Origin of the sequence: Caulobacter sp. HMWF025, assembly GCF_003060965.1 — a bacterium.
Classification (GTDB): domain Bacteria; phylum Pseudomonadota; class Alphaproteobacteria; order Caulobacterales; family Caulobacteraceae; genus Caulobacter.
In genome coordinates this window covers 18692-38391 of sequence record NZ_QAII01000010.1, presented here as the reverse complement: position 1 = coordinate 38391, position 19700 = coordinate 18692, and the positions used below count along the sequence as shown (strand labels likewise).

Here is a 19700-nt window from a genome sequence, read left to right as displayed (position 1 = left end):
CGTTGATCTTCGGCGCCAACCGGACGTTTACCATTCAGGCCCCAGGATCGAAGGACAGCCGCCTGGAGCCCCGATGTCCGATACGCCGTCATCCGACGCGACCCTGATCGCGCCGTCGGCTTTCGGCGAGGCCGAAGCGGCGCGCTGGTTCTTCGAAAACGCCAATGACCTGTTCGCGGTCGTTTCGCCCGAGGGACGCTTTGTCAGCGTCAATGCGGCCTGGACGACCCTGACGGGCTGGCGGCCGGATGAACTGGTCGGCGCGATCTGCTCGGATTTTGTTCTCCCCGAAAGCCTGCCCGATCTGATCGAAACCGGCCGCCGCATCCGCGACGATGGGGCGGCGATCAATCGCCTGCATGTCCGCTGCAAGGACGGCCGCTCGGTCTGGCTGGAGGGCCGCTCGCGGCGGGGCCCCAACGGCGAGATGGTCGGGACCCTACATGACATCTCCGCCCAGGTCTTTGCCGAACGGACGCGCGAGATGCTGGCCGACGCCGCCGGCATCGGCGTCTGGAGCTATGACCCGCGAACCGAGGTGATCGACTGGTCGCCGGACGCCCTGACCCTGACCGGCCTGCAACCCCATGAGCTGGCCCGCGCCGACCGGTTTCTGGAACGCCTGCCGGAAGCCGACCGCCAGACCCTGGCCACCGTGTTCGAGCAGGCGGTGCGAACCGGTGAGTCAGGCCGGGTCGAGTTCAGGCTGCGCGGCAATACCGGAGACTGGTTCACCTTCCGCTCGACCTTCAGGGCCGAGCCCCTGGCCTGCGGCCTGTTTGCCCTCAAGGGTATCTCGCAGAACATCACCGATCTGGCCCGCAGCCGGGATGATGCCCTGCGGGCCGAGCGCCAGGCCCGGCGCCTGATCAAGGACGCCCCCTTTGCCGTGGCCCTCTATGATCTCGAGCTCAAGCTCCGGGTGGTCAGTCCGCGCTTCCTCGATATCTTCAAGTCCACCGAGGCCGAGGTGATCGGACGCTCCCTGCAGGAGCTGACCCGGGGCGGACGCCAGCGCTTCGTCGCGGCCGTCGGCCGGGCCCTGTCCGGCGAGGTGATCTCGCGTCGCGAGGTCCTGCTGTCGGATTCTGAAGGCAATGAACGTTGCCTCAGCTGGGAAGGCCGGCCGTGGCGCAATGCATCCGGCGAGATCGTCGGCGTCATCACCTATATGGATGACGTCACCGCCCTCGTGGCGACCCGCCGCGAGGCCAGGGCCAATGCCCGGCGTCTGAAAATGGCCCTCGGGGCCGCCCGGGCCGGGGTCTATGAGATCGACCATAACGCCCGGTCGTTCTGGGGATCGCCCGAGTTCAACCGCATCATGGGCCAGCCGGTGACCTATGATGATGTGCGCAAGGCGGTCTGGCCGATGATCCATCCGGATGATCGGGCGAGCATCCTGGCCTCGGCCGATGTCTGGCGCCAGACCGGGGCCTGGGGCGGCGGATCGATCGACGCCCGCCTGGTCACACCCTCCGGCGAGTCCCGCTGGCTGCGCATCTTTCATGACGTGCGACGCGACGCGTCGGGGCGAGCCCGCAAGGCGTTCGGCCTGGTTCTCGATATTGACGACCAGAAGCGGGCCGAACTGGCCCTGGTCGAGGCCGAACGGGCGGCGCAGGCTGCCAGCGAGGCCAAGGCCCAGTTCCTGGCCAATATGAGCCATGAGATCCGGACCCCGATGAACGGGATCCTCGGGGTCATGCATCTTCTCAAGCGCCAGGACCTTCCCGGCGAGGCCCCGGTCCTGCTGGACGAAGCCCTGGCCTGCGGACAGATGCTGTCGACCCTGCTTGACGACGTGATCGACATCGCCCGCATCGAAGCGGGCCGGCTTGAGATCCACAACGAAGCTGTCGATGCACGCGACCTGCTGGACGGCGTGGCGGGCGTCCTCTCACCGCAGGTCGCGCAGAAGGGTCTGAAGCTGACGATCGACGCGCCGGATCTGGGCTGGATCACGACCGACCCGACCCGTCTCCGGCAGGCCCTGTTCAACCTGGTCGGCAATGCCGTGAAGTTCACGTCCAGAGGATCGGTAATTGTCCGCGTCCGACTGACGGGTTCGGGGTCCGCGCCGCTTATGGTCTTCGACATCATCGACACAGGGGTCGGCGTACCCATGGCGGCCCAGGGTCGCCTGTTCGAGCGTTTCGAGCAGGGCGATGCCAGTACGACGCGCAGGTTCGGCGGGTCAGGTCTGGGCCTGACCATCACCCGGCGACTGGCGGAAATGCTGGGTGGGGGCGTGGACTTCCGCTCCGAACCGGGTGTGGGGTCCTGCTTCACCCTGACCATCGCCGCCCCGCCGGCCCAGCCCGTCGAGGCGTCCCATGACGCGGGCGGCGAAGCCCTCGCGGGCCTGCGGATCCTGCTGGTCGAGGATAATCCCACCAATCAAATGGTGGCGTCACGCATCCTCGAATACCTCGGGGCCGAGGTTCATTGCGCCGATGACGGTCTGGCGGGAGTCGAGGCGGTGCGCATCGCGCCCTTCGATGTCGTGCTGATGGATGTCCAGATGCCGGGGATCGACGGACTGGAAGCCGCAAGGCGGATCCGGGCCCTGCCGGGTCATGCGGGCGCCACGCCGATCATTGCCCTGACCGCCAATGTCATGGCCCACCAGAAAGACAGCTATCGTGCCGCCGGCATGGACGGGGTCGCCGGCAAGCCCATCGCGCCCGCAGATCTGGTCGGCGAAATCCTGCGTGTGATCGGGGACCTCCGCCCTGCCGCCGTGGCCTGAGTTTCCCCCGCCCGCGAAGCGCGCTAAAGCTGCTCGAAAAATGGGGATCCGTTCATGACCGACCAGACAGCGGCCAAAGAAGGCGCGTCCATGCGAACCGTGGTGGCGGCCTCGTCCGCCGGTACGGCGTTCGAATGGTATGACTTCTTCATTTTCGGCAGTCTGGCCCAGGTCATATCCAAGACCTTCTTCACCGGCCTGACCGATACGGCCGGCTATATCGCCGCCCTGGCCCTGTTCGGTGTCGGCTTTGCCTTCCGTCCGCTTGGCGCGCTGGTGTTTGGCAAGATCGGCGATCAGGCCGGACGCAAGGGTGCCTTCCTGGCCACGGTCCTGCTGATGGGCGGTGCCACCTTCGCCATCGCCTTCCTGCCGACATACGAGCAGGCCGGGATCATCGCGCCGATCCTGCTGATTGTGCTGCGGTGCGTTCAGGGCTTTGCGCTCGGCGGCGAGTATGGCGGGGCCGCCATTTACGTGGCCGAGCACTCGCCGCCCAATCGTCGCGGCTGGTCGACCTCCTGGGTGCAGACCTCGGCGGCCTTTGGCCTGTTCGGCGCGCTTCTGGTGATCATGGCAACCCGGGCCGCCGTCGGTACCGAGGCCTTTGACGCCTGGGGCTGGCGCATTCCGTTCGCCGTCTCGATCGGCCTGCTCGGCATTTCAGTCTGGATGCGCCTGAAGCTTACGGAAAGCCCCGCCTTCGCCAAGATGAAGGCCGACGGCGAGGCCTCCAAGGCCCCCTATGCCGAGGCCTTCGGCCAGTGGAAGAACCTCAAGCTGGTTCTTCTCGCCTTCTTTGCGCTGATGTCGGCCCAGGGCGCTGTCTGGTACACCAGCTTCTTCTACATCCAGACCTTCCTGGAAAAGTTCCTGAAGGTTGATCCGGTCACCATCAATGCCCTGATGATGACCGCCACGGCCGTCAGCGCGATCTTCTATGTTGTGTTCGGAGCCCTGTCGGACCGGGTAGGCCGCAAGCCGGTCATGCTGGCCGGCATGACCCTGGCCCTCGTTTTCTACTTCCCCGGCTTCCACCTGATGGAAAAGGCCGCCAATCCGGCGCTGGCGGAGGCTTCGGCCCGCGCACCGGTCGTCGTCGTCGCTGATCCGGCCGACTGTGCCTTGCAGTTCGACCCTGTCGGCAAGGCGACCTTCGTGTCGTCCTGCGACATCGTCAAAAGTACCCTGGCCAATGCCGGGGTCTCCTACAGCAACCAGAAGGCTCCGGCCGGCTCGCCCGCCGTCATGAAGGTCGGCGCGGTCGAGATCGCCTCGCCCAGCGCCACTGGCCTGGACAAGGCCCAGACCAAGGCCGTGAAGACCGCGACCGAGGCCAGGATCAAGGCCGCTCTCAGCGCTGCCGGCTATCCGGCCAAGGCTGACCCGGCCCGCATGAACCATCTGGGCATGTTCGGCGTCCTGTTCGTCTTCGTGATTGCGGCTACCGCGCTGTTTGGCCCGCTGGCGGCCTCGCTGGTCGAGCTGTTCCCGACCCGGGTACGCTATACGGCCCTGTCGCTGCCCTATCACATCGGCACCGGCTGGGTCGGCGGCTTCGTGCCGTTCTTCGCCTTCGCCATCGTCGCGGCGGTCGGCAATATCTATGCGGGCCTGTGGTATCCGGTGGTCTTCACCCTGATCAGCGTCCTGACCACCCTGTTCCTGCTGCCGGAAACCCGGGGGCGGCCGCTCGACGAGGTCTGACGGACCGGTCCCCCCGCCGGTTTAGCCGGCCGGTGCCGAGAGCAGGACCTCCACCGCCACACCGGCCGCCGTCAGGGCGTGAAGGGTGGCGGGTTCGACCGGACCGGTGATCAGGCGCACGATCTGGCGACCCTCGCCGGCCAGATGCACAAGCTGTTCGGGGCTGGCCTCGTGCGGGGTCAACCGCTCGACGTCCCGACGGGCCATGGTCAGGATCTGGGGGTCGGTGTCGGCGTCGGCGATCAGGACATCGGCTGCTGACAGGGCCCGTACCGCCCGCAGGGTCAGTAGGTCCGATGGCCCACGACCGGCGACAAACCGCACGCGGCCCTTGCGCGCCGTGCCCTTGGCCAGGGCCTCGCGGAACAGCCGGCCGGCGGTTTCCATGTCCCCGGCCATCGCCGCTTCTGCCGCAGCCCCCGTGGCGGCATCGCGCAGGAACATCCGGCGCTCGTGCATGACCGGCAGGGTCTTGCGGACCTCTTCCTGGAACCGGCGCAGCATGGCGGCCACCCGGCCGGCGCCTTCGGGCACCTGGGTCTCGATGTTGTTGCGCAGCATGGTCGCCAGGACGGGTGCCGATCCGCCCGTCCCCACCGCGGCCACGACCTCTCCGCGGTCGATCACGGCCGGGGTGTTGAAGTCGCACAGTGCAGGTTTGTCGACCACATTGACCAGGACGCGGGCGGCTCGCGCGGCACTGGAGGCCGCCTGCACGAAAACCTCATCCTCGCTGGAAATGAAGGCCAGCACCGCCCCGGTGTAGGAACCCGGCAGGAAAGCGTCATGACCTTCCAGGCGAATGACCGTCGCCGGGGAGCCTTCAAACAGCCGGGCCTTGTTGTCTGCGCCGTCGCCGGACCCGGCGATCACCACCTTGCGGCCGGCGAGGGGAAAATAGGCGGGAAAAGAATCCAAGGGCTTGTCCTCAGAGGGCCGGGCAGGGGTCATGGACCATTCCGCCAACGTCGCTGATTGTGAATGTGTTTCAGGGCGATCCTAGACCCGTTCTGGGCCGCTGGGCGCCTGTCTATCATCATCCGTCATCGCCCTTTGGGCGAGGTCATTCAACCGCACAGGGAAACCTGGCCGGGGTCCGGACCGAAAAAATCACTGGTCGGGCCGGGTGTGAACGATGTTAGGATTGCCAAAAGCAGGGCCGTGTCTCCGGACCCTGCCTTCGATGGGAGGGCAAGATCCATGACTGCCACTTTGGATGTTAACGGCAAGGCGATTTCGGTCCAGGCCGATCCCGCAACTCCGCTCCTTTGGGTTCTACGCGACGAACTGGGCCTGACCGGCACCAAGTTCGGTTGCGGCATGGCGCAATGCGGAGCCTGCACGGTCCATATCGACGGCCAGCCCGTACGCTCGTGCGTGACGCCGATCGAGGGTCTCTCCGGGGTCAAGATCACTACCATCGAAGGCCTTGGCGGAAGCCATCCGCTGCAGCAGGCCTGGGTGAAGCATGACGTTCCCCAGTGCGGCTACTGCCAGTCCGGCCAGATCATGTCTGCCGCCGCCCTGATCGCCCAGAACAAGGCCCCGTCCGATGACGAGATCGACGAGGCCATGAGCGGCAACATCTGTCGCTGCGGCACCTATCAGCGTATTCGCGCCGCCATCAAGGACGCGGCCGCCGGCAAGCTGGACCTGGCCCAGGCCGCCGGCGTCGCAGCGCTTGAGGAAACGGCGGAAGAGATGGCCGCCTCAGCCGGCGCCACCAGCCGCGGAGCCGGCCGATGAACGCCCCCTTCAGCAAGCGCGCCGCCGGCGTGAACCTCAGCCGCCGCGACGTCGTCGTGGGCTCGGCCCTGGTCGGAGGAGCCCTGCTCGTCGGCTGCTCGCCCGCCGACCTGATGAGTGCCGGGTCCAAGGTCGAGGTCGGGGCGTTCGGCCCGTTCATCAAGATCGCGCCGGATGGCCTGGTCACGGTGATCTCGAAACATATCGAGTTCGGCCAGGGCAACCATGCCGGCCTCGCCGCGATCGTGGCCGAAGAGCTGGATGCCGACTGGACCCGTGTCGTGGTCGAACAGGCCCCGGCCAACGCCAAGCTCTATGCCAACAGCACCGCCGGAGCCCAGCTGACAGGCGGCTCTTCGGCCATTTCCAACTCCTGGACCCAGCTGCGCACCGCCGGTGCCGCCACCCGGACCATGTTCGTGCAGGCCGCTGCCGCCAAGTGGGGCGTTCCGGCCGGCGAGATCACCGTCAAGGACAGTGTCCTCAGCCACAAGTCGGGAAAGACCGCTGGCTTTGGCGACCTGGTCGCCGAGGCGGCCAGGATCGCGCCGCCGGCCTCGCCGGTCCTGAAGGATCCCAAGACCTTCACCCTGATCGGCACCGACCGGGTGCGCCGCAAGGACTCGGTCGCCAAGAGCACCGGTACGGCCCGCTTCACCCAGGACGTCCAGCTGCCGGACATGCTGATCGCCATGGTCGCCCACCCGCCGCGTTTCGGGGCGACGGTCAGCCGCTTCGAGGTAGCGGAGGCCCTCAAGGTTCCGGGTGTGGTCGAGGTCTTCGAAGTCCCAAGCGGCGTCGCCGTGGTCGCCAGCTCGACCTATGCCGCCCGCATGGGACGCGAGGCCCTGACGGTCGAATGGAACGAGGACAAGGCCGAGAAGCGGGGTTCGGCCGCGATCGCCGCCGCATTCCGCGACATCGTGGCCGGCAAGGGCCCGGCTGATCTGAAGTGGGAAGGCTTTGACTCCAAGGGCGATGCCGCAGCGATCAATGCCGCCAAGGCCGGCCCCAAGGTGCTGGAAGCCACCTACGAGTTCCCCTACCTGGCCCACGCCACCATGGAACCGATGAACTGCGTGGCGGCGGTCGACGGCAACAAGGTCAAGCTGACCTTCGGGTCCCAGGGCCAGACCCTCGACCAGCTGAATGTGGCCAAGATCGTCGGCACCCTGCCCGGGGCCGTCGAGATTGAGACCCTGTTCGCCGGGGGCTCTTTCGGCCGTCGGGCCAACTTCCCGTCGGACTATGTCGCCGAGTGCGTCCACATCGCCAAGAAGATCGGCAAGGGCCGTCCGGTGAAGCTGGTCTGGACCCGTGAGGACGACATGCGGGCGGGCTATTTCCGTCCCCTGGTCATCCACGGCGTGCGGGTCAGCCTCGACAAGGACGGCTATCCGGCCGCCTGGCGCCACCGGATCGTCAGCCAGTCGATCATGAAGGACTCGCCGATCGGCGGCAAAGGCCCCGACCAGACCGCCATCGAGGGCGCGGCCGGGTCGCCCTATCTGAAGGCCATTCCGGTGGTCGACGCCCAGGTCGCCTTCCCCGATGTCGGCGTCCCGGTGCTCTGGTGGCGTTCGGTCGGCGCGACCCACACCGCCTTTGTCATGGAGCACACGATTGACCAGCTGGCCCTGAAGGCCGGCAAGGATCCGGTCGAGTATCGCCGGGCGCTCTATAGGAAGGCCGGGGCCGACCGTCATCTGGCCGCCCTGGATCTGGCCGTCGAGAAGGCGGGACCCAAGGCAACCGACGGCTGGAGCCGGGGTGTCGCGGTGCATGAAAGCTTCGGTTCGGTCGTGGCCCAGGTCGCCGAGGTCAAGCTGGTGGACGGCGTTCCCAAGGTTGGTCGGGTGGTCACGGCCATCGACTGCGGCGTCGCCATCTCGCCGGACCAGATCGCCGCCCAGATGGAAGGCGGCACCTGCTATGGCCTGTCGGCCGCGCTGTTCGGCGAAATCACCCTGACCGACGGGGCCGTCGACCAGGGCAATTTCGACGGCTACCGCGTGCTGCGGATGAATGAGGCCCCGTCGGTGGAAACCCACATCGTGCCGTCGGGCAATCCGCCGAGCGGCGTGGGCGAACCCGGCACGCCCGTGATCGCCGCCGCTGTGGCCAATGCGGTTCTCGCCGCAACGTCCAAGGCGACCCAGCGCCTGCCCTTCGCCGGGCAGACGGCCTAGCTTTAAAGCCCGCCGCGTCCACGCAAGCTGGACGCGGCGGGCCCCTCGCCCCATTCTGGCGACATGGTTGACCCCAACGACAGCAAGGGTTTCGAGAGACTCACGCCCCGTGAGCGAGAGATCCTGCGCCTGATCGCCGCCCACCTGCAGTCCAAGGAAATCGCGCGCCTTCTGAGCCTTTCGCCCAAGACGGTCGAGATGCACGTGCTGAGCGCCCGCCGGCGCCTGTCCGGAATGAGCCGCCGGGATGCGGCCCTGGCCTTCATGGCTTGGGAAAGCGACCCCGGTAGTGACTACCGTAGGCAATCGGGCGACCTAGCCCTGGCCCCGGCACCGGTCTCTTCTCGCCTCAAAGGCGGGAACGATCATGAACGACAACCAGACCCAAGCCCCGATCCGACAGCGGTCGGAGAGCCCGGGCTTCTTCATCGCCAGTTGGCAGTCCCTGGAAGAGGGGCTGATCCTGCTGGCGGGGACCCCCGAACGGGCCCAGCTGGTCACAGAGACCGTATCGGCCCTGCGCAAGTCGCAGGCGGCGGGCGATCCGCCGTCCAAGCTGCTGCTGCGGATCCTGGCCGCGACCGCCTTTCTGGCGGACGACCGTCCGCTGAGGGCCGAGGCCTCAGGAGCTGGCGCGATGACCTGACGCCCGTTCAATGGCTGGGCCTGATCCTGGTGATCGCGGTGCTGGGCACGCTCCTGCTCAGCGCCCTCGCCGTCGGGGCCCATGACTTCCTCTTCGCCCTCCAGCGGTTTCGCGAGGGCTGGAGTCCGCCGCCCGCCCGTTAGCGCCCTTTCGGCCGGATCCTGGTCCGGGCCGCATGCCACCGCCCGGGGCGCGGGGCCAAACAGAGATTTGGGAAGACCAAAAACCGTGCGGACTGGCTCCGCGCGATCGGGAGAGTCTGCATGAAACGGATCGATGCGGCCCGTGCCGGGGCCCGGAAACTGATGAGCGCCGAAGCCGCGATTGACGCAGCCCTGCGCGAAACGGCGGAACTGATGAGCCTGCTGCCGGCCCTCAGGATGGAGGCCCATCTCTCTGCGGTCCTGGGTCAGGATGCGGCCGACGGGATCGGCGAGACCCTGCGGCACATCCTGGCCGCCCGACGGACCCTGATCGGGGCCCATGCCGACCTGCAGACGGTGCGCGAACAGATCGGCTGCCGGAGCGTCTCCATCGGCGAGCTGGACAAGCCGGGCGACACGCCGCGCACCGGCGGGTTCCATGCCCTGGACGGCGGGCGTGTCGCATGACGACGCCCTTTGCCCAGCCCTCGGCTTGCGGCATGGTTGCGCGCCGAATCGCCCCTGGACCCTGCCGTGTATCACACCCTGACCCCGTGGATTTCCCTGGGCGTGGCCACCCTGGTCTGCGGCTTTGCGATCTGGAAGGGCGACCGGTGGACCCGCTTCGTCGGGGGCATCTTTCTGGGCGGCTGGATCCTGTCGCCGTTCGTGGCCACAACCGACAGCCTGCAGCCCGAATGGGGCGTGATGGTCATCGACGTCATCGCCCTGCTGCTGTTCATCTGGGCCTCGCTGAAGGCGCGGAAGCTCTGGACGGTGTTCGCCGCCGCCTGCCAGATGATGGCGGTCGCCTCGCACATCATCTCGATCATCGATCTGCGGATCTATATGGCGACGGTCATCGTGGGTCTGGCCCTGCTGAGCTATGGCGTGCTGATCGCCCTCCTGTTCGGGACCGCCTCGGCCATCCGGGCGCGGCGGGGGAGGCGGGCCAATGTCCCTGACTCCGGTTCCTGAGATTTCCGCCGAGGAGCTCGCCGAGTTTCGCCGCGGGGTCGATGCCCTGGGGCCCGTCCAGCGGCGGATCCTCGCCCTGCTCATTCCCCGGCTGATTGCCCTGGAGGAGCGTGGCGACACCGACGGGGCCCTGCGCGCTGTCGAGGAGATCCGGGTGATCCTCTGCGAGGACGCCGAGACCTGCCATTAGAGCCATCAGGTTCGGGGAGCGCGTTTGAGATCCTCGGGAAGGTCGATGTCGAACAGGACGCCGGGATCGTCGGTCTCGATGGCGATGAAGCGATCTCCGGCCTGACGGATCAGGGCCTGGGCACCGCTGTCGCCGTGCAGGCTGCGCAGGGCAGGGATCCAGCCGCCGCCGAACAGCACCGGATGGCCGCGTCGCCCGGCATGGACCGGCGCGACAATCCCGTCAGGGCCGGTCAGGGCGGCGGCGAGTGCCACGGGAATCGACCGCGGTACCAGCGGCATGTCGCCGAGAAAGACAAAGACCCCGTCGAGATCGGTCGGTGCCGCCTGCGCGGCGGCGGCCAGGGAGCTGCCCATGCCCCGGGCGGGATCCGTTACCTTCACGACCCGCAGGTCCGCGTATTCGTCAAGGCTCAGGGCGGTGGTCTCCAGTTGGGCGTCGTCGCTACCGATCGCGACCACAACTGAGAAGGCCGGGCTCTCTAGAGCCGCGTTCAGCGCCCCGGCGATCAGGGGACGCCCCCGAAACGGTGCCAGCAGTTTGCCCCCGCCGAAGCGGGTACCCAGGCCGGCGGCCAGGACGATTGCGCCCCATTTCGCGCTTTTGCTTTCCGCCATGCGGTCCAGTGCCTATCTTGCCTCCAGCCATGACGCCCTATGACGATACCCCCGCGCAAGCGGCGATCACCGCCCCCCGCCTGATCGACGGGTTCGGGCGCGCCGTCACCTATCTGCGGGTGTCGGTCACAGATCGCTGCGACCTGCGCTGCGTCTACTGCATGGCCGAGCACATGACCTTCCTGCCCAAGGCGGAGGTCCTGACCCTCGAGGAGCTGGACCGACTGGCCTCGACCTTCATCGGCATGGGCGTGCGCAAGCTGCGCCTGACCGGCGGCGAGCCCCTGGTCCGCAAGGGCTTCATGGGCCTGGTCGAGGGCCTGTCGCGGCATCTGCGGTCCGGGGCCCTGGACGAGCTGACCCTGACCACCAACGGCACCCGCCTGGCGGCCCATGCCGCCGACCTGTCCCGGCTCGGCGTCCGGCGGATCAATGTCTCGCTCGATACGCTCAAGCCGGACCTTTTCAAGCGCCTGACCCGCGGCGGCGATGTCGCCCAGGTGATCGGCGGCATCGACGCGGCCCTGGCGGCGGGGATCGCCGTGAAGATCAATGCCGTCGCCCTCAAGCAGGACAATGCTGCCGAGCTGCCCGAACTGATCGCCTGGGCTCACCGGCGCGGCTGCGACATGACCCTGATCGAGACCATGCCGCTGGGCGAGATCGAGGCCGACCGCACCGACCAGTACCTGTCGCTGCAGACAGTGCGCCGCGACCTGTCGGCCTTCTGGACCCTGGAGGACGAGCCCGGCTATGTCACCGGCGGTCCGGCCCGCTATCTGCGCATTGCCGAGACGGGCGGCCGGCTGGGCCTGATCACGCCGCTCAGCCACAATTTCTGTGAGGCCTGCAACCGGGTCCGGCTGACCTGTACCGGCACACTGCATACCTGCCTCGGCCGTGACGATGCGTCCGACCTGCGGGCCGTGCTGCGGGCCGGGGCTTCCGATGCCGGGCTGGAAGCCGCCATTCTCGACGCCATCGGCAGCAAGCCGAAGGGCCACGACTTCGAGATCGCCCGCGCCCGGCCCGCCGTCCAGCGGCACATGTCGACGACCGGAGGCTGACCCCATGGTTCGTGTGCTTCTGTTCGGACGGCTCGCCGACCAGGCCGGCTGGCGCGAGCGCCGCCTGGAGGCCGTTTCGCTGGGGCAACTTCGCGCGCTTCTGGCCGATGAGGATCCTGATCTGGCCGAGGCCCTCGCCGGGCCGGGCGTGCAGGTGGCGGTCGACCAGGCCATCGTCCGGGGCGACCCGGCCCTGACCGGACCCTGCGAGGTCGCCTTCCTGCCGCCGATGAGCGGCGGATGATCACCCTGACCGACCAGCCCTTCGAGCCGGGAGCCGTGCTGACCGCTTTCTGCGCCGGACGGGCCGAGACCGGAGCGGTGGCCAGCTTCACCGGACTGGCCCGCGCCGAGCAGGGCCAGGCCGCCGCGCTTGAGCTTGAGGCCTATCCCGGCTTTACCGATGCGGCGATCCAGGCTTTTGCGGAGACGGCCCGGGCGCGGTTCCGGCTGCAGGACTACCGTATCGTCCACCGCATCGGCCGCATCGGGCCGGGCGAGGCGATCGTCTTTGTCGCCACCGCCGCCGGCCATCGCCGCGAGGCCTTCGAGGCCTGCGACTTCCTGATGGACTGGCTGAAGAGCCGGGCTCCGTTCTGGAAGAAGGAGCACGGTCCGGGCGGCGCCCGCTGGATCGAGCCCACGGACCGCGATAGGACCGACGCATCGCGTTGGGATCAGGAGTAGATCATGTCGGCAGCAGGCCTCACCCCCGGCGGCGGGATCAAGCCGGACCTTCCGTTCACGCCGGTCCGCGTGGCCATCCTGACCATTTCCGATACCCGTGACGAGGAAAGCGACACCTCCGGCCAGGTGCTGGTCGATCGCGTCAGGGCGGCCGGTCATGAACTGGGCGGCCGGGCGGTGGTCCGTGACGACATCACCCAGATCCGCGACCAGGTCCGGGCCTGGATCGGCTCGGGCCAGGTCGACGCCATCGTCACCACGGGCGGCACGGGCCTGACCGGTCGCGACGTCACGGTCGAGGCCCTGGAGCCGCTGTTCAACAAGAAGATCGACGGCTTCTCGGTGATCTTCCACATGGTCTCCTATGCCTCGGTCGGGCTTTCGACCCTGCAGTCGCGGGCCACGGCCGGGCTGATCGACGGCGTCTTCGTGTTCTGCCTGCCGGGCAGCAACGGTGCGGTGCGCGACGGCTGGGACAAGGTCATCTCCGCCCAGCTCGACAGCCGTCACAAGCCCTGCAACATGGTCGAGCTGATGCCGAGGCTTCTGGAGCAGTGAGCCGGCTCACCCATATCGACGACCAGGGCCGGGCCCGCATGGTCGATGTCTCAGGCAAGCCCGATACGGCGCGCGAGGCGGTGGCCTGCGGCTTCGTGCGCATGAGCCCCGAAACCCTGGAGCTCGCCGTGTCGGGCACCGGCCGCAAGGGCGATGTCCGGGCCGTGGCCGAACTGGCCGGGGTGATGGCGGCCAAGCAGACCTCAAGTCTCATCCCCCTGTGCCACCCCCTGGCGCTGAGCAAGGTGGTGGTCGAGGTCGAGCCGGGGGAGGGGGGGCTTTCGGTCACCGCCCGGGTCAAGACCACCGGTCCGACCGGGGTCGAGATGGAAGCCCTGACGGCCGTCTCTGTGGCCTGTCTGACGATCTATGACATGCTCAAGGCCGCCGAGAAGGGTATGGTCATCGAGGCCGTGCGTCTGCTGGAAAAGACCGGCGGCAAGTCCGGGACCTGGACGGCAGGCTAGGGGCATCGGGGTCTTTTTCCTCCCTCACGGGGGATGGGAGAAGGCACGAGTTGTCCGCCTCACGCGGTCTGGCCGCTGAAGGGACGGGAAGGGCTGCGGAGCGTCCGGACCGCGTCCGGAAAAAGAGTTTTGATTACCGTTTCGACGAAGTTCAGACGCTCCGCGTGATCGTTCTTTTCGGAAGCGCGCGGCGCCTGAGCCCTGTTAGAGCCTCGCCGCCTTGAAGCCTCCGGCGGGCGGACCCGGGTGCGACCCCGGTCCGGACTGCTGATCCTTCCAGATCAGCCTGCTGCTCGCCCGACCCCTGCCGTGACGTCGTTTCTGTGATCCACGGCCGACCGCCGCCAGACACGACAGGGTTGACGGCCCGGAGCCCAGGGCTCCTCCCGCCATCGGTTGAGCTTCCCGCTCGACCACCCCACGCCGCCGCTTCGGTCGCTGGCCAAGCGCCCTTCCCCGCGACGAGGTGGGATGATTATGCGGGGGGTTTTGAGCGCGTTGGATTGGCGCGATGGGGATTTTTGTACGGCGTTGATCGGGTTGGGGTTTGTCCTGGGACCTGCGGGGATTCGAGGCGCTGGATCCCCGCTCTCAAGCGCAAAATCCTTGTCATCCCGGCCGGACGCCCGGAGGGCGGGAGCGCCGGGACCCAGGGGGCGACGCACTGCAGTTGCCCCTGGGTCCCGGCTCGCGCTGCGCGCGTCCGGGATGACAAAGAGAAGGTGCTCTATTGATCCCCCGCACTTGCCCCTTACGGGTCGCTTCGCGACCGTCTTCCCCCGGAGGGGGAATATAGTCTCATCTTCCCCCCGAAAGGGGGGAGGACGACCGGCGAAAGCCGGTCAGGAGGGGGCCTGCGGCATCGGCCGGTTTGCACACCGTCCCCGGTAGCCTACCCCCTACCCGCCGCCCGTCACCTTGAAGGTCGCATGGGCCCGGGCCACCGGCTTGCCGTCGGCGCGGACGGTGGCGTCGGCATAGCAGAGGGACTTGCCGGGCTTGATGAAGTCGGTGTCGAATTCGAGCCACTGGCCAAGGCCCGCCGCGCCCAGATAGTCGAGGCCGAGGGACACCGTGACCAGGCCGCTGGACGGGATCTTCAGCGCCGCCAGCACCACGCCGCACGACAGGCCCATGGCATTATCGGCCAGGGCGGCGATCAGGCCGCCGTGCAGGCCGCCGCGCGAATTGGTGTGCGGCTCGCGGATCTCCAGACCCAGCACCCAGCGGTCGGCGCGGATGTCGGCATAGAGCGGCTCCCATGGTGTGGTCAGCGGGCTCTTGCGCGGATGCAGGGTGAAGGGATCGGGGGGCTGGAACATCGGGATCGGCCTCTATGAGGCAGCATTTCAAACACATGTTTGAATTGTCGGCAATCGTCCCGGCTGTGCTAGCCTTGTTCCGAGACGGGGGATCGGATGGCCAGGGCTACAGGCGCGCGCAAGTTGGAGGCGACCAAGGTGGTCGAGACGCTGGACCACCTGCAGGCGCGGGTGGGGGAGCGTTTTCCCGAGTCCGGCCTGGCCAAGGTCTGCGGTGAACTGACCGCCACGGCCCGCACGACGGCGGAGCGGGCCCGGCGACTGTCGCGGCCCTATCTGGGGCTGCGGTTCCTGGTCCTGGTCGTGGTGCTGGCGGCGATCGCCCTCGAGGCGGGTCTGATCATCCGTCTGGACTGGGTGCGCAGTGTCAGCCGGGCCGAACCCCTGGGCCTGGCCTCTGGGCTGGAATCGGCGATCAACCTTGTGCTGCTGTCGGGTGCCGCCGCCTGGTTCCTGCTGTCGCTGGAGGCGCGCTGGAAGCGGGGCCGGGTGCAGAAGGCCCTGCACGAGCTGCGCTCCTTCGCCCACGTCATCGACATGCACCAGCTGACCAAGGATCCGACCCTGGTGCTGGGCCCGCGGACGGCCTCCTCGCCGGTCCGCGAGATGAACCGCTTCCAGCTGGCCCGCTATCTGGACTATTGCGCCGAGATGCTGGCCCTGACCGCCAAGCTGGCGGCCCTCTATGCCGGCGAGAGCGACGACCCGGTGATCGTGGCCGCCGTCAACGACATCGAGACCCTGACCTCGGACCTCGGCCGCAAGATCTGGCAGAAGATCATGATCCTGGGCCAGCTGGACGAGGCGCGGCCGGGCTGAGCCGGGCGCAGCGGGAAACCCTTCGATGTCGATGCGCGCTTTTGCCCACCTGCTGGACCGGCTGTCCCTGACGGCGTCGCGCAATGCCAAGCTGACCCTGATCGCCGACTTCCTGCGGGGGCAGCCCGATCCGGACCGGGGTTTCGCCCTGGCGGCCCTGACCGGGGCGCTGTCGTTTTCGGCCGCCAAGCCGGCCGCCATCCGCAAGGCCATCGAGGCGCGGATGGATCCGCAGCTGTTTGCCTGGTCCTATGACTTCGTCGGCGACCTGGCCGAGACGGTGGCCCTGGCCTGGCCCTCACGGCCAGGCGCGAACCGTGAGCCCGAACTTTCAGACGTGGTCGAGACCCTGCGGACGGCGTCGCGCGGCGCGGTCCAGGGGCTGATCGCCGACTGGCTCGACGCGCTGGAGGCCGACGGGCGCTGGGCCCTGCTCAAGCTGGTGACCGGCGGCCTTCGAGTGGGGGTCTCGGCCCGGCTGGCCAAGCAGGCCTGCGCCCGGCTGGGCGGGGTTGAGGTCGGGGAGATCGAGGAGATCTGGCACGGGCTGGAGCCGCCCTATGTCGCGCTGTTCGCCTGGCTGGAGGGCCGGGCCGAACGGCCCTCACCGGATGCGCCGGGGCGGTTCCGGCCGGTGATGCTGGCCCAGGCCCTCGACGAGGCGGTGGATTTCGCGCGGCTCGACCCGGCCGACTATGTGGCCGAGTGGAAGTGGGACGGCATCCGGATCCAGGCGGTCAGCGAGCGGGGCGAGCGGCGGCTCTATACCCGGACCGGCGACGACATCTCGGCGACCTTTCCCGATGTGCTGGCGGCGCTCGACTTCGAGGGGGCGATCGACGGCGAACTGCTGGTGATCCGCGACGGGGCGCTGGCGTCGTTCGGCGACCTGCAGCAGCGGCTGAACCGCAAGACGGTCGATGCGAAACAGCTGGCGGCCTTTCCGGCAGGCATCCGGGCCTATGACCTGCTGATGGACGGCGACACCGACGTGCGGGGCCTGGCCTTTGTCGAGCGGCGGGCGCGGCTGGAGGCCTTTGTGGCGGCGATCGCCAGCCCGCGCATCGACCTGTCGCCCCTGCAGCCGTTCGGGAGCTGGGCCGAGCTCGTCACCCTGAGGGGCGAGCCGCCCGAGGGCGACGCGCGGTTGTCTGAAGGCCTGATGCTCAAGCGCCGCGACAGCGTCTATGAGCCGGGGCGGCCCAAGGGGCCCTGGTTCAAGTGGAAGCGCGATCCGCACCTGATTGATGCGGTGCTGATGTATGCGCAGCGCGGCCATGGGCGGCGCTCCAGCTTCTATTCCGACTTCACCTTCGGTGTCTGGCGCGAGGACGGCCAGGGCCAGAAGCTCCTGACCCCGGTCGGCAAGGCCTATTTCGGCTTTACCGACGAGGAGCTGAAACAGATCGACAAGTTCGTGCGCGACAACACCGTCGAGCGCTTCGGGCCGGTGCGGTCGGTGCGGGCCGATCTCGATTTTGGCCTGGTGTTCGAGGTGGCGTTCGAGGGGCTGCAGCGCTCGACCCGCCACAAGTCGGGTGTGGCGATGCGCTTTCCCAGGATCAGCCGCATCCGCTGGGACAAGCCGGCGCGGGAAGCGGATGGTCTGGAGACCCTGGAGAAGATGCTGGAACCCTAGAGCCCTTTCCGACCTGATGGCTTCATCAGGGTCGGGCGAAAAGGGCTCTAAATCAGAAGGTTAGAGCATTTTTCGATCCGATAGCCGTTTCACAGCTATCGGAAAATGCTCTAGTGGATTCCGGTGCCTTGGTTCGCCGGGGCACCGGCACCCGCATGGAACAGCCGGCCCTTTTCGGTGATCAGCACGGCCACGAGCCCGGCGATGCCGAAGCCGGCAAAGCCCAGGGTCAGGGGCACGGTGGTGCCGTCGAACATCTGGCCGATCCAGAAGCCGAACAGGGCCCCGCCGATCGTGGTGATGAAGCCCTGCACCGAGGCGGCGGTGCCGGCCAGATGGCCCAGAGGCTCCATGGCCAGGGAGCCGAAGTTCGACATCGTCAGGCCAAAGCAGAACATCATCCCGGCCTGCAGCAGCGAGAAGGTCCACAGGGTCTCGTAGCCCAGCACGGCGATCAGGGCGTGGACGCTGGCAAAGGCGATATAGCCCAGCAGCGACACGTGCGAGACCAGCCGCATCCCGCGCTTCTCGACGATATGGGAATTGATCAGTGAGGACACCGCGATCCCCGCCGCGATGGCGGCGAACAGGATCGTGAACAGCTTGCCGGCCCCCAGCACGTCGACAAAGACCTGCTGGGCCGAGTTGAGGAAGCCGAACAGCCCGCCCAGCACCAGGGTCGAGGCCAGGGTGTAGCCGATGGCGATGCGGTTGGTCAGGCACGCCCTGAACGCGGCCAGCACGGGCTTGACCTCCAGCGGCACGCGGTCATCCGGATGCAGGGTCTCGGGCAGCTTGATCGCCGCCCAGGCGATGACCAGCAGGCCGAAGATGGCCAGGATGCCGAAGACCCAGGGCCAGGGCGCGACCAGCACGATGGCCTGGCCCACCGACGGGGCGATGATCGGCACGGCCAGGAAGACGATGAACGACAGCGACATCACCCGCGCCATCTGGCGTCCCGAATAGCAGTCGCGGACGATCGACACCGACAGCACCCGGGTCGCAGCCGCGCCGACGCCGCACAGGGCGCGGGCGACCAGCAGCATCTCGAACGAGGTGGAAAAGGCGCAGAGTCCGGCGAACAGCACGTAGAGCGTCAGGCCGACCAGCAGCACCGGCTTGCGGCCGAAGCGGTCGGCCAGCGAGCCATAGACCAGTTGCGCCGCGCCAAAACCCAGCAGATAGGCGGTGATGATCCACTGATGCCGGTTGGCGCTGGCCACACCCAGGGCGTCGCCGATCTGCGGCAGGGCCGGCAGCATCGAGTCGATGGCCAGGGCGTTGGTGGCCATCATCGCCGCGATCAGGGCCACGAACTGCTTGAAGCCCATGCCGGGATGCGGCGCGGCGGCGGATGAGGCGGGGGCGGACATGGCGACACTCGTCTGGGGGACGCCCGACCAGACGGCGCGACGCTTGCGGGGTCTATAGCGGCCGGAGGGCCCGGCCGCCAACCACGCCTAGCCGTTAAACGACCGGATCGCGTCGATGATCACCTGCTGGTCGGCTTCGGCCAGATAGGGATGCATCGGCAGGGCCAGCACTGTCTCGGCCTTGGCCTCGGTGACCGGCAGGCCGCCGGCCCCGCGCGGGAAGTCGGCATAGGGGGCCTGGATGTGCATCGGCACCGGATAATAGACGGCTGTCGGCACGCCGTGGGCCTTCAGGTGCGCGGCCAGACCGTCGCGATTGGCGTGCTCGATCACATACTGGGCCCAGACCGAAACCCCGCCGGCGATGACGCCGGGCGTGGCCAGCACCGCGCCCTTCAGACCCTCGGCATAGCGGTCGGCCACGACCTGCCGCAGGGCGATCTCTTCGGCGAAGATGGCCAGCTTCTCGATCAGGATCGCCGCCTGGATCGTATCCAGCCGCGAGTTCATGCCGATCCGGGTGTTGAGGTACTTGGTGTCGTGCTCGAAGGTCCGGCCCACCAGGTCGGGGGCGACAGCCTTGCCATGGACGCGGTAGCTGTCCATCAGGTCCCACAGCACCGGGTCATTGGTCAGTACCGCGCCGCCGTCGCCGTAGCAGCCCAGAGGCTTGGCCGGGAAGAAGCTGGTGGTGGCCACATCGGCCCAGTGCAGGGGATGCTTGCCGTCGAGGGTGCAGCCAAAACCCTGGGCACTGTCGGCGATCAGCTTCAGGCCTTCGCGGTCGCAGATGGCCT

At 67.9% G+C, this 19700-nt stretch carries 20 protein-coding genes and 1 pseudogene; 16 read left to right on the top strand and 5 right to left on the bottom strand.

Going from position 1 to position 19700, the window contains the following annotated elements; translation table 11 throughout:
- Nucleotides 1–73 precede the first annotated feature (73 nt).
- Together DBR10_RS01200 and DBR10_RS01195 are read left to right on the top strand one after the other, a co-directional pair.
- Nucleotides 74–2752, top strand: coding sequence for a PAS domain S-box protein (locus DBR10_RS01200; RefSeq protein ID WP_108505207.1), 2679 nt, complete (start codon nucleotides 74–76; stop codon nucleotides 2750–2752).
- A gap of 54 nt (nucleotides 2753–2806) precedes the next feature.
- Nucleotides 2807–4459, top strand: coding sequence for an MFS transporter (locus DBR10_RS01195; RefSeq protein ID WP_108556093.1), 1653 nt, complete (start codon nucleotides 2807–2809; stop codon nucleotides 4457–4459).
- Between the two features lie 21 nt (nucleotides 4460–4480).
- On the opposite strand, the gene DBR10_RS01190 is transcribed toward DBR10_RS01195, so the two are convergent.
- Nucleotides 4481–5377, bottom strand: coding sequence for an NAD(P)-dependent oxidoreductase (locus DBR10_RS01190; protein ID WP_108505206.1), 897 nt, complete (start codon nucleotides 5375–5377; stop codon nucleotides 4481–4483).
- A 282-nt stretch (nucleotides 5378–5659) separates the two neighbouring features.
- On the opposite strand from DBR10_RS01190, the gene DBR10_RS01185 reads away from it, so the two are divergent.
- From DBR10_RS01185 to DBR10_RS01155, 7 genes and pseudogenes are all read left to right on the top strand, one after another.
- Nucleotides 5660–6205 (top strand): (2Fe-2S)-binding protein, encoded by a 546-nt coding sequence (locus DBR10_RS01185; protein ID WP_108505205.1) that lies wholly within the window; start codon nucleotides 5660–5662, stop codon nucleotides 6203–6205.
- Nucleotides 6202–8394: a xanthine dehydrogenase family protein molybdopterin-binding subunit gene (locus DBR10_RS01180; RefSeq protein ID WP_108505204.1), complete on the top strand. Its 2193-nt coding sequence runs from the start codon at nucleotides 6202–6204 to the stop codon at nucleotides 8392–8394. The genes DBR10_RS01185 and DBR10_RS01180 overlap by 4 nt, the downstream gene beginning before the upstream one ends.
- 63 nt (nucleotides 8395–8457) lie before the next feature.
- Nucleotides 8458–8640: pseudogene (locus DBR10_RS20420) on the top strand (helix-turn-helix domain-containing protein); the annotation flags it as partial.
- Nucleotides 8641–8761: 121 nt separating this feature from the next.
- A complete protein-coding gene (locus DBR10_RS01170) occupies nucleotides 8762–9040 on the top strand; it encodes a hypothetical protein (RefSeq protein WP_108556092.1) in 279 nt (92 codons plus the stop codon).
- 263 nt (nucleotides 9041–9303) lie between these two features.
- Entirely contained in the window at nucleotides 9304–9651 is a 348-nt protein-coding gene (locus tag DBR10_RS01165) for a hypothetical protein (RefSeq protein WP_108556091.1), read from the top strand.
- Between the two features lie 66 nt (nucleotides 9652–9717).
- Nucleotides 9718–10161 (top strand): hypothetical protein, encoded by a 444-nt coding sequence (locus DBR10_RS01160; RefSeq protein ID WP_108505332.1) that lies wholly within the window; start codon nucleotides 9718–9720, stop codon nucleotides 10159–10161.
- On the top strand, nucleotides 10139–10351 hold the full coding sequence (locus DBR10_RS01155) for a hypothetical protein (protein WP_108505331.1): 213 nt from the start codon (nucleotides 10139–10141) through the stop codon (nucleotides 10349–10351). Before DBR10_RS01160 ends, DBR10_RS01155 begins: the two co-directional genes overlap by 23 nt.
- A gap of 5 nt (nucleotides 10352–10356) precedes the next feature.
- On the opposite strand, the gene DBR10_RS01150 is transcribed toward DBR10_RS01155, so the two are convergent.
- On the bottom strand, nucleotides 10357–10968 hold the full coding sequence (locus tag DBR10_RS01150; RefSeq protein ID WP_108489551.1) for a nucleotidyltransferase family protein: 612 nt from the start codon (nucleotides 10966–10968) through the stop codon (nucleotides 10357–10359).
- Nucleotides 10969–10997: 29 nt separating this feature from the next.
- On the opposite strand from DBR10_RS01150, the gene moaA reads away from it, so the two are divergent.
- The 5 genes from moaA to moaC are packed head-to-tail and all read left to right on the top strand — an operon-like array spanning nucleotide 10998 to nucleotide 13747.
- Entirely contained in the window at nucleotides 10998–12035 is a 1038-nt protein-coding gene (gene moaA / locus DBR10_RS01145; RefSeq protein WP_108505330.1) for a GTP 3',8-cyclase MoaA, read from the top strand.
- Nucleotides 12036–12039: 4 nt separating this feature from the next.
- Nucleotides 12040–12279 carry a MoaD/ThiS family protein gene (locus DBR10_RS01140; protein WP_108505329.1) on the top strand — a complete coding sequence of 80 codons (240 nt, stop codon included), beginning with the start codon at nucleotides 12040–12042 and terminating at the stop codon, nucleotides 12277–12279.
- Nucleotides 12276–12722 carry a molybdenum cofactor biosynthesis protein MoaE gene (locus DBR10_RS01135; RefSeq protein WP_108505328.1) on the top strand — a complete coding sequence of 149 codons (447 nt, stop codon included), beginning with the start codon at nucleotides 12276–12278 and terminating at the stop codon, nucleotides 12720–12722. The genes DBR10_RS01140 and DBR10_RS01135 overlap by 4 nt, the downstream gene beginning before the upstream one ends.
- 3 nt (nucleotides 12723–12725) lie before the next feature.
- Nucleotides 12726–13280 (top strand): molybdenum cofactor biosynthesis protein B, encoded by a 555-nt coding sequence (gene moaB, locus DBR10_RS01130; protein WP_108490412.1) that lies wholly within the window; start codon nucleotides 12726–12728, stop codon nucleotides 13278–13280.
- Complete coding sequence (moaC, locus tag DBR10_RS01125; protein WP_108490413.1) at nucleotides 13277–13747, top strand: cyclic pyranopterin monophosphate synthase MoaC; 471 nt, start codon at nucleotides 13277–13279, stop codon at nucleotides 13745–13747. The genes moaB and moaC overlap by 4 nt, the downstream gene beginning before the upstream one ends.
- Before the next feature lie 899 nt (nucleotides 13748–14646).
- Here the strand turns inward: moaC and DBR10_RS01120 are convergent.
- Nucleotides 14647–15069, bottom strand: coding sequence for a PaaI family thioesterase (locus DBR10_RS01120; protein ID WP_108505327.1), 423 nt, complete (start codon nucleotides 15067–15069; stop codon nucleotides 14647–14649).
- A 96-nt stretch (nucleotides 15070–15165) separates the two neighbouring features.
- Here DBR10_RS01120 and DBR10_RS01115 point away from each other — a divergent pair, with 96 nt between their 5' ends.
- Both DBR10_RS01115 and DBR10_RS01110 read left to right on the top strand, forming a co-directional pair.
- On the top strand, nucleotides 15166–15888 hold the full coding sequence (locus DBR10_RS01115) for a hypothetical protein (RefSeq protein WP_108505326.1): 723 nt from the start codon (nucleotides 15166–15168) through the stop codon (nucleotides 15886–15888).
- A 25-nt stretch (nucleotides 15889–15913) separates the two neighbouring features.
- Nucleotides 15914–17527, top strand: coding sequence for a cisplatin damage response ATP-dependent DNA ligase (locus tag DBR10_RS01110; protein WP_108505325.1), 1614 nt, complete (start codon nucleotides 15914–15916; stop codon nucleotides 17525–17527).
- A gap of 110 nt (nucleotides 17528–17637) precedes the next feature.
- Here the strand turns inward: DBR10_RS01110 and DBR10_RS01105 are convergent, their stop codons facing one another.
- Nucleotides 17638–18861 carry a multidrug effflux MFS transporter gene (locus DBR10_RS01105; protein ID WP_108505333.1) on the bottom strand — a complete coding sequence of 408 codons (1224 nt, stop codon included), beginning with the start codon at nucleotides 18859–18861 and terminating at the stop codon, nucleotides 17638–17640.
- A gap of 129 nt (nucleotides 18862–18990) precedes the next feature.
- On the bottom strand, nucleotides 18991–19700 hold a 710-nt coding region (locus DBR10_RS01100; RefSeq protein ID WP_233243153.1), incomplete at its 5' end, for a DegT/DnrJ/EryC1/StrS family aminotransferase.

Coding starts and splice junctions, on each gene's coding strand:
- DBR10_RS01170 (WP_108556092.1), top strand. CDS start 8,762: ATGAACGACAACCAGACCCAAGCCCCGATCCGACAGCGGTCGGAGAGC.
- DBR10_RS01110 (WP_108505325.1), top strand. CDS start 15,914: ATGTCGATGCGCGCTTTTGCCCACCTGCTGGACCGGCTGTCCCTGACG.
- DBR10_RS01195 (WP_108556093.1), top strand. CDS start 2,807: ATGACCGACCAGACAGCGGCCAAAGAAGGCGCGTCCATGCGAACCGTG.
- DBR10_RS01150 (WP_108489551.1), bottom strand. CDS start 10,968: ATGGCGGAAAGCAAAAGCGCGAAATGGGGCGCAATCGTCCTGGCCGCC.
- DBR10_RS01200 (WP_108505207.1), top strand. CDS start 74: ATGTCCGATACGCCGTCATCCGACGCGACCCTGATCGCGCCGTCGGCT.
- DBR10_RS01140 (WP_108505329.1), top strand. CDS start 12,040: ATGGTTCGTGTGCTTCTGTTCGGACGGCTCGCCGACCAGGCCGGCTGG.
- DBR10_RS01115 (WP_108505326.1), top strand. CDS start 15,166: ATGGCCAGGGCTACAGGCGCGCGCAAGTTGGAGGCGACCAAGGTGGTC.
- DBR10_RS01165 (WP_108556091.1), top strand. CDS start 9,304: ATGAAACGGATCGATGCGGCCCGTGCCGGGGCCCGGAAACTGATGAGC.
- DBR10_RS01120 (WP_108505327.1), bottom strand. CDS start 15,069: ATGTTCCAGCCCCCCGATCCCTTCACCCTGCATCCGCGCAAGAGCCCG.
- moaB (WP_108490412.1), top strand. CDS start 12,726: ATGTCGGCAGCAGGCCTCACCCCCGGCGGCGGGATCAAGCCGGACCTT.
- moaA (WP_108505330.1), top strand. CDS start 10,998: ATGACGCCCTATGACGATACCCCCGCGCAAGCGGCGATCACCGCCCCC.
- DBR10_RS01105 (WP_108505333.1), bottom strand. CDS start 18,861: ATGGGCTTCAAGCAGTTCGTGGCCCTGATCGCGGCGATGATGGCCACC.
- DBR10_RS01185 (WP_108505205.1), top strand. CDS start 5,660: ATGACTGCCACTTTGGATGTTAACGGCAAGGCGATTTCGGTCCAGGCC.
- DBR10_RS01180 (WP_108505204.1), top strand. CDS start 6,202: ATGAACGCCCCCTTCAGCAAGCGCGCCGCCGGCGTGAACCTCAGCCGC.
- DBR10_RS01135 (WP_108505328.1), top strand. CDS start 12,276: ATGATCACCCTGACCGACCAGCCCTTCGAGCCGGGAGCCGTGCTGACC.
- DBR10_RS01155 (WP_108505331.1), top strand. CDS start 10,139: ATGTCCCTGACTCCGGTTCCTGAGATTTCCGCCGAGGAGCTCGCCGAG.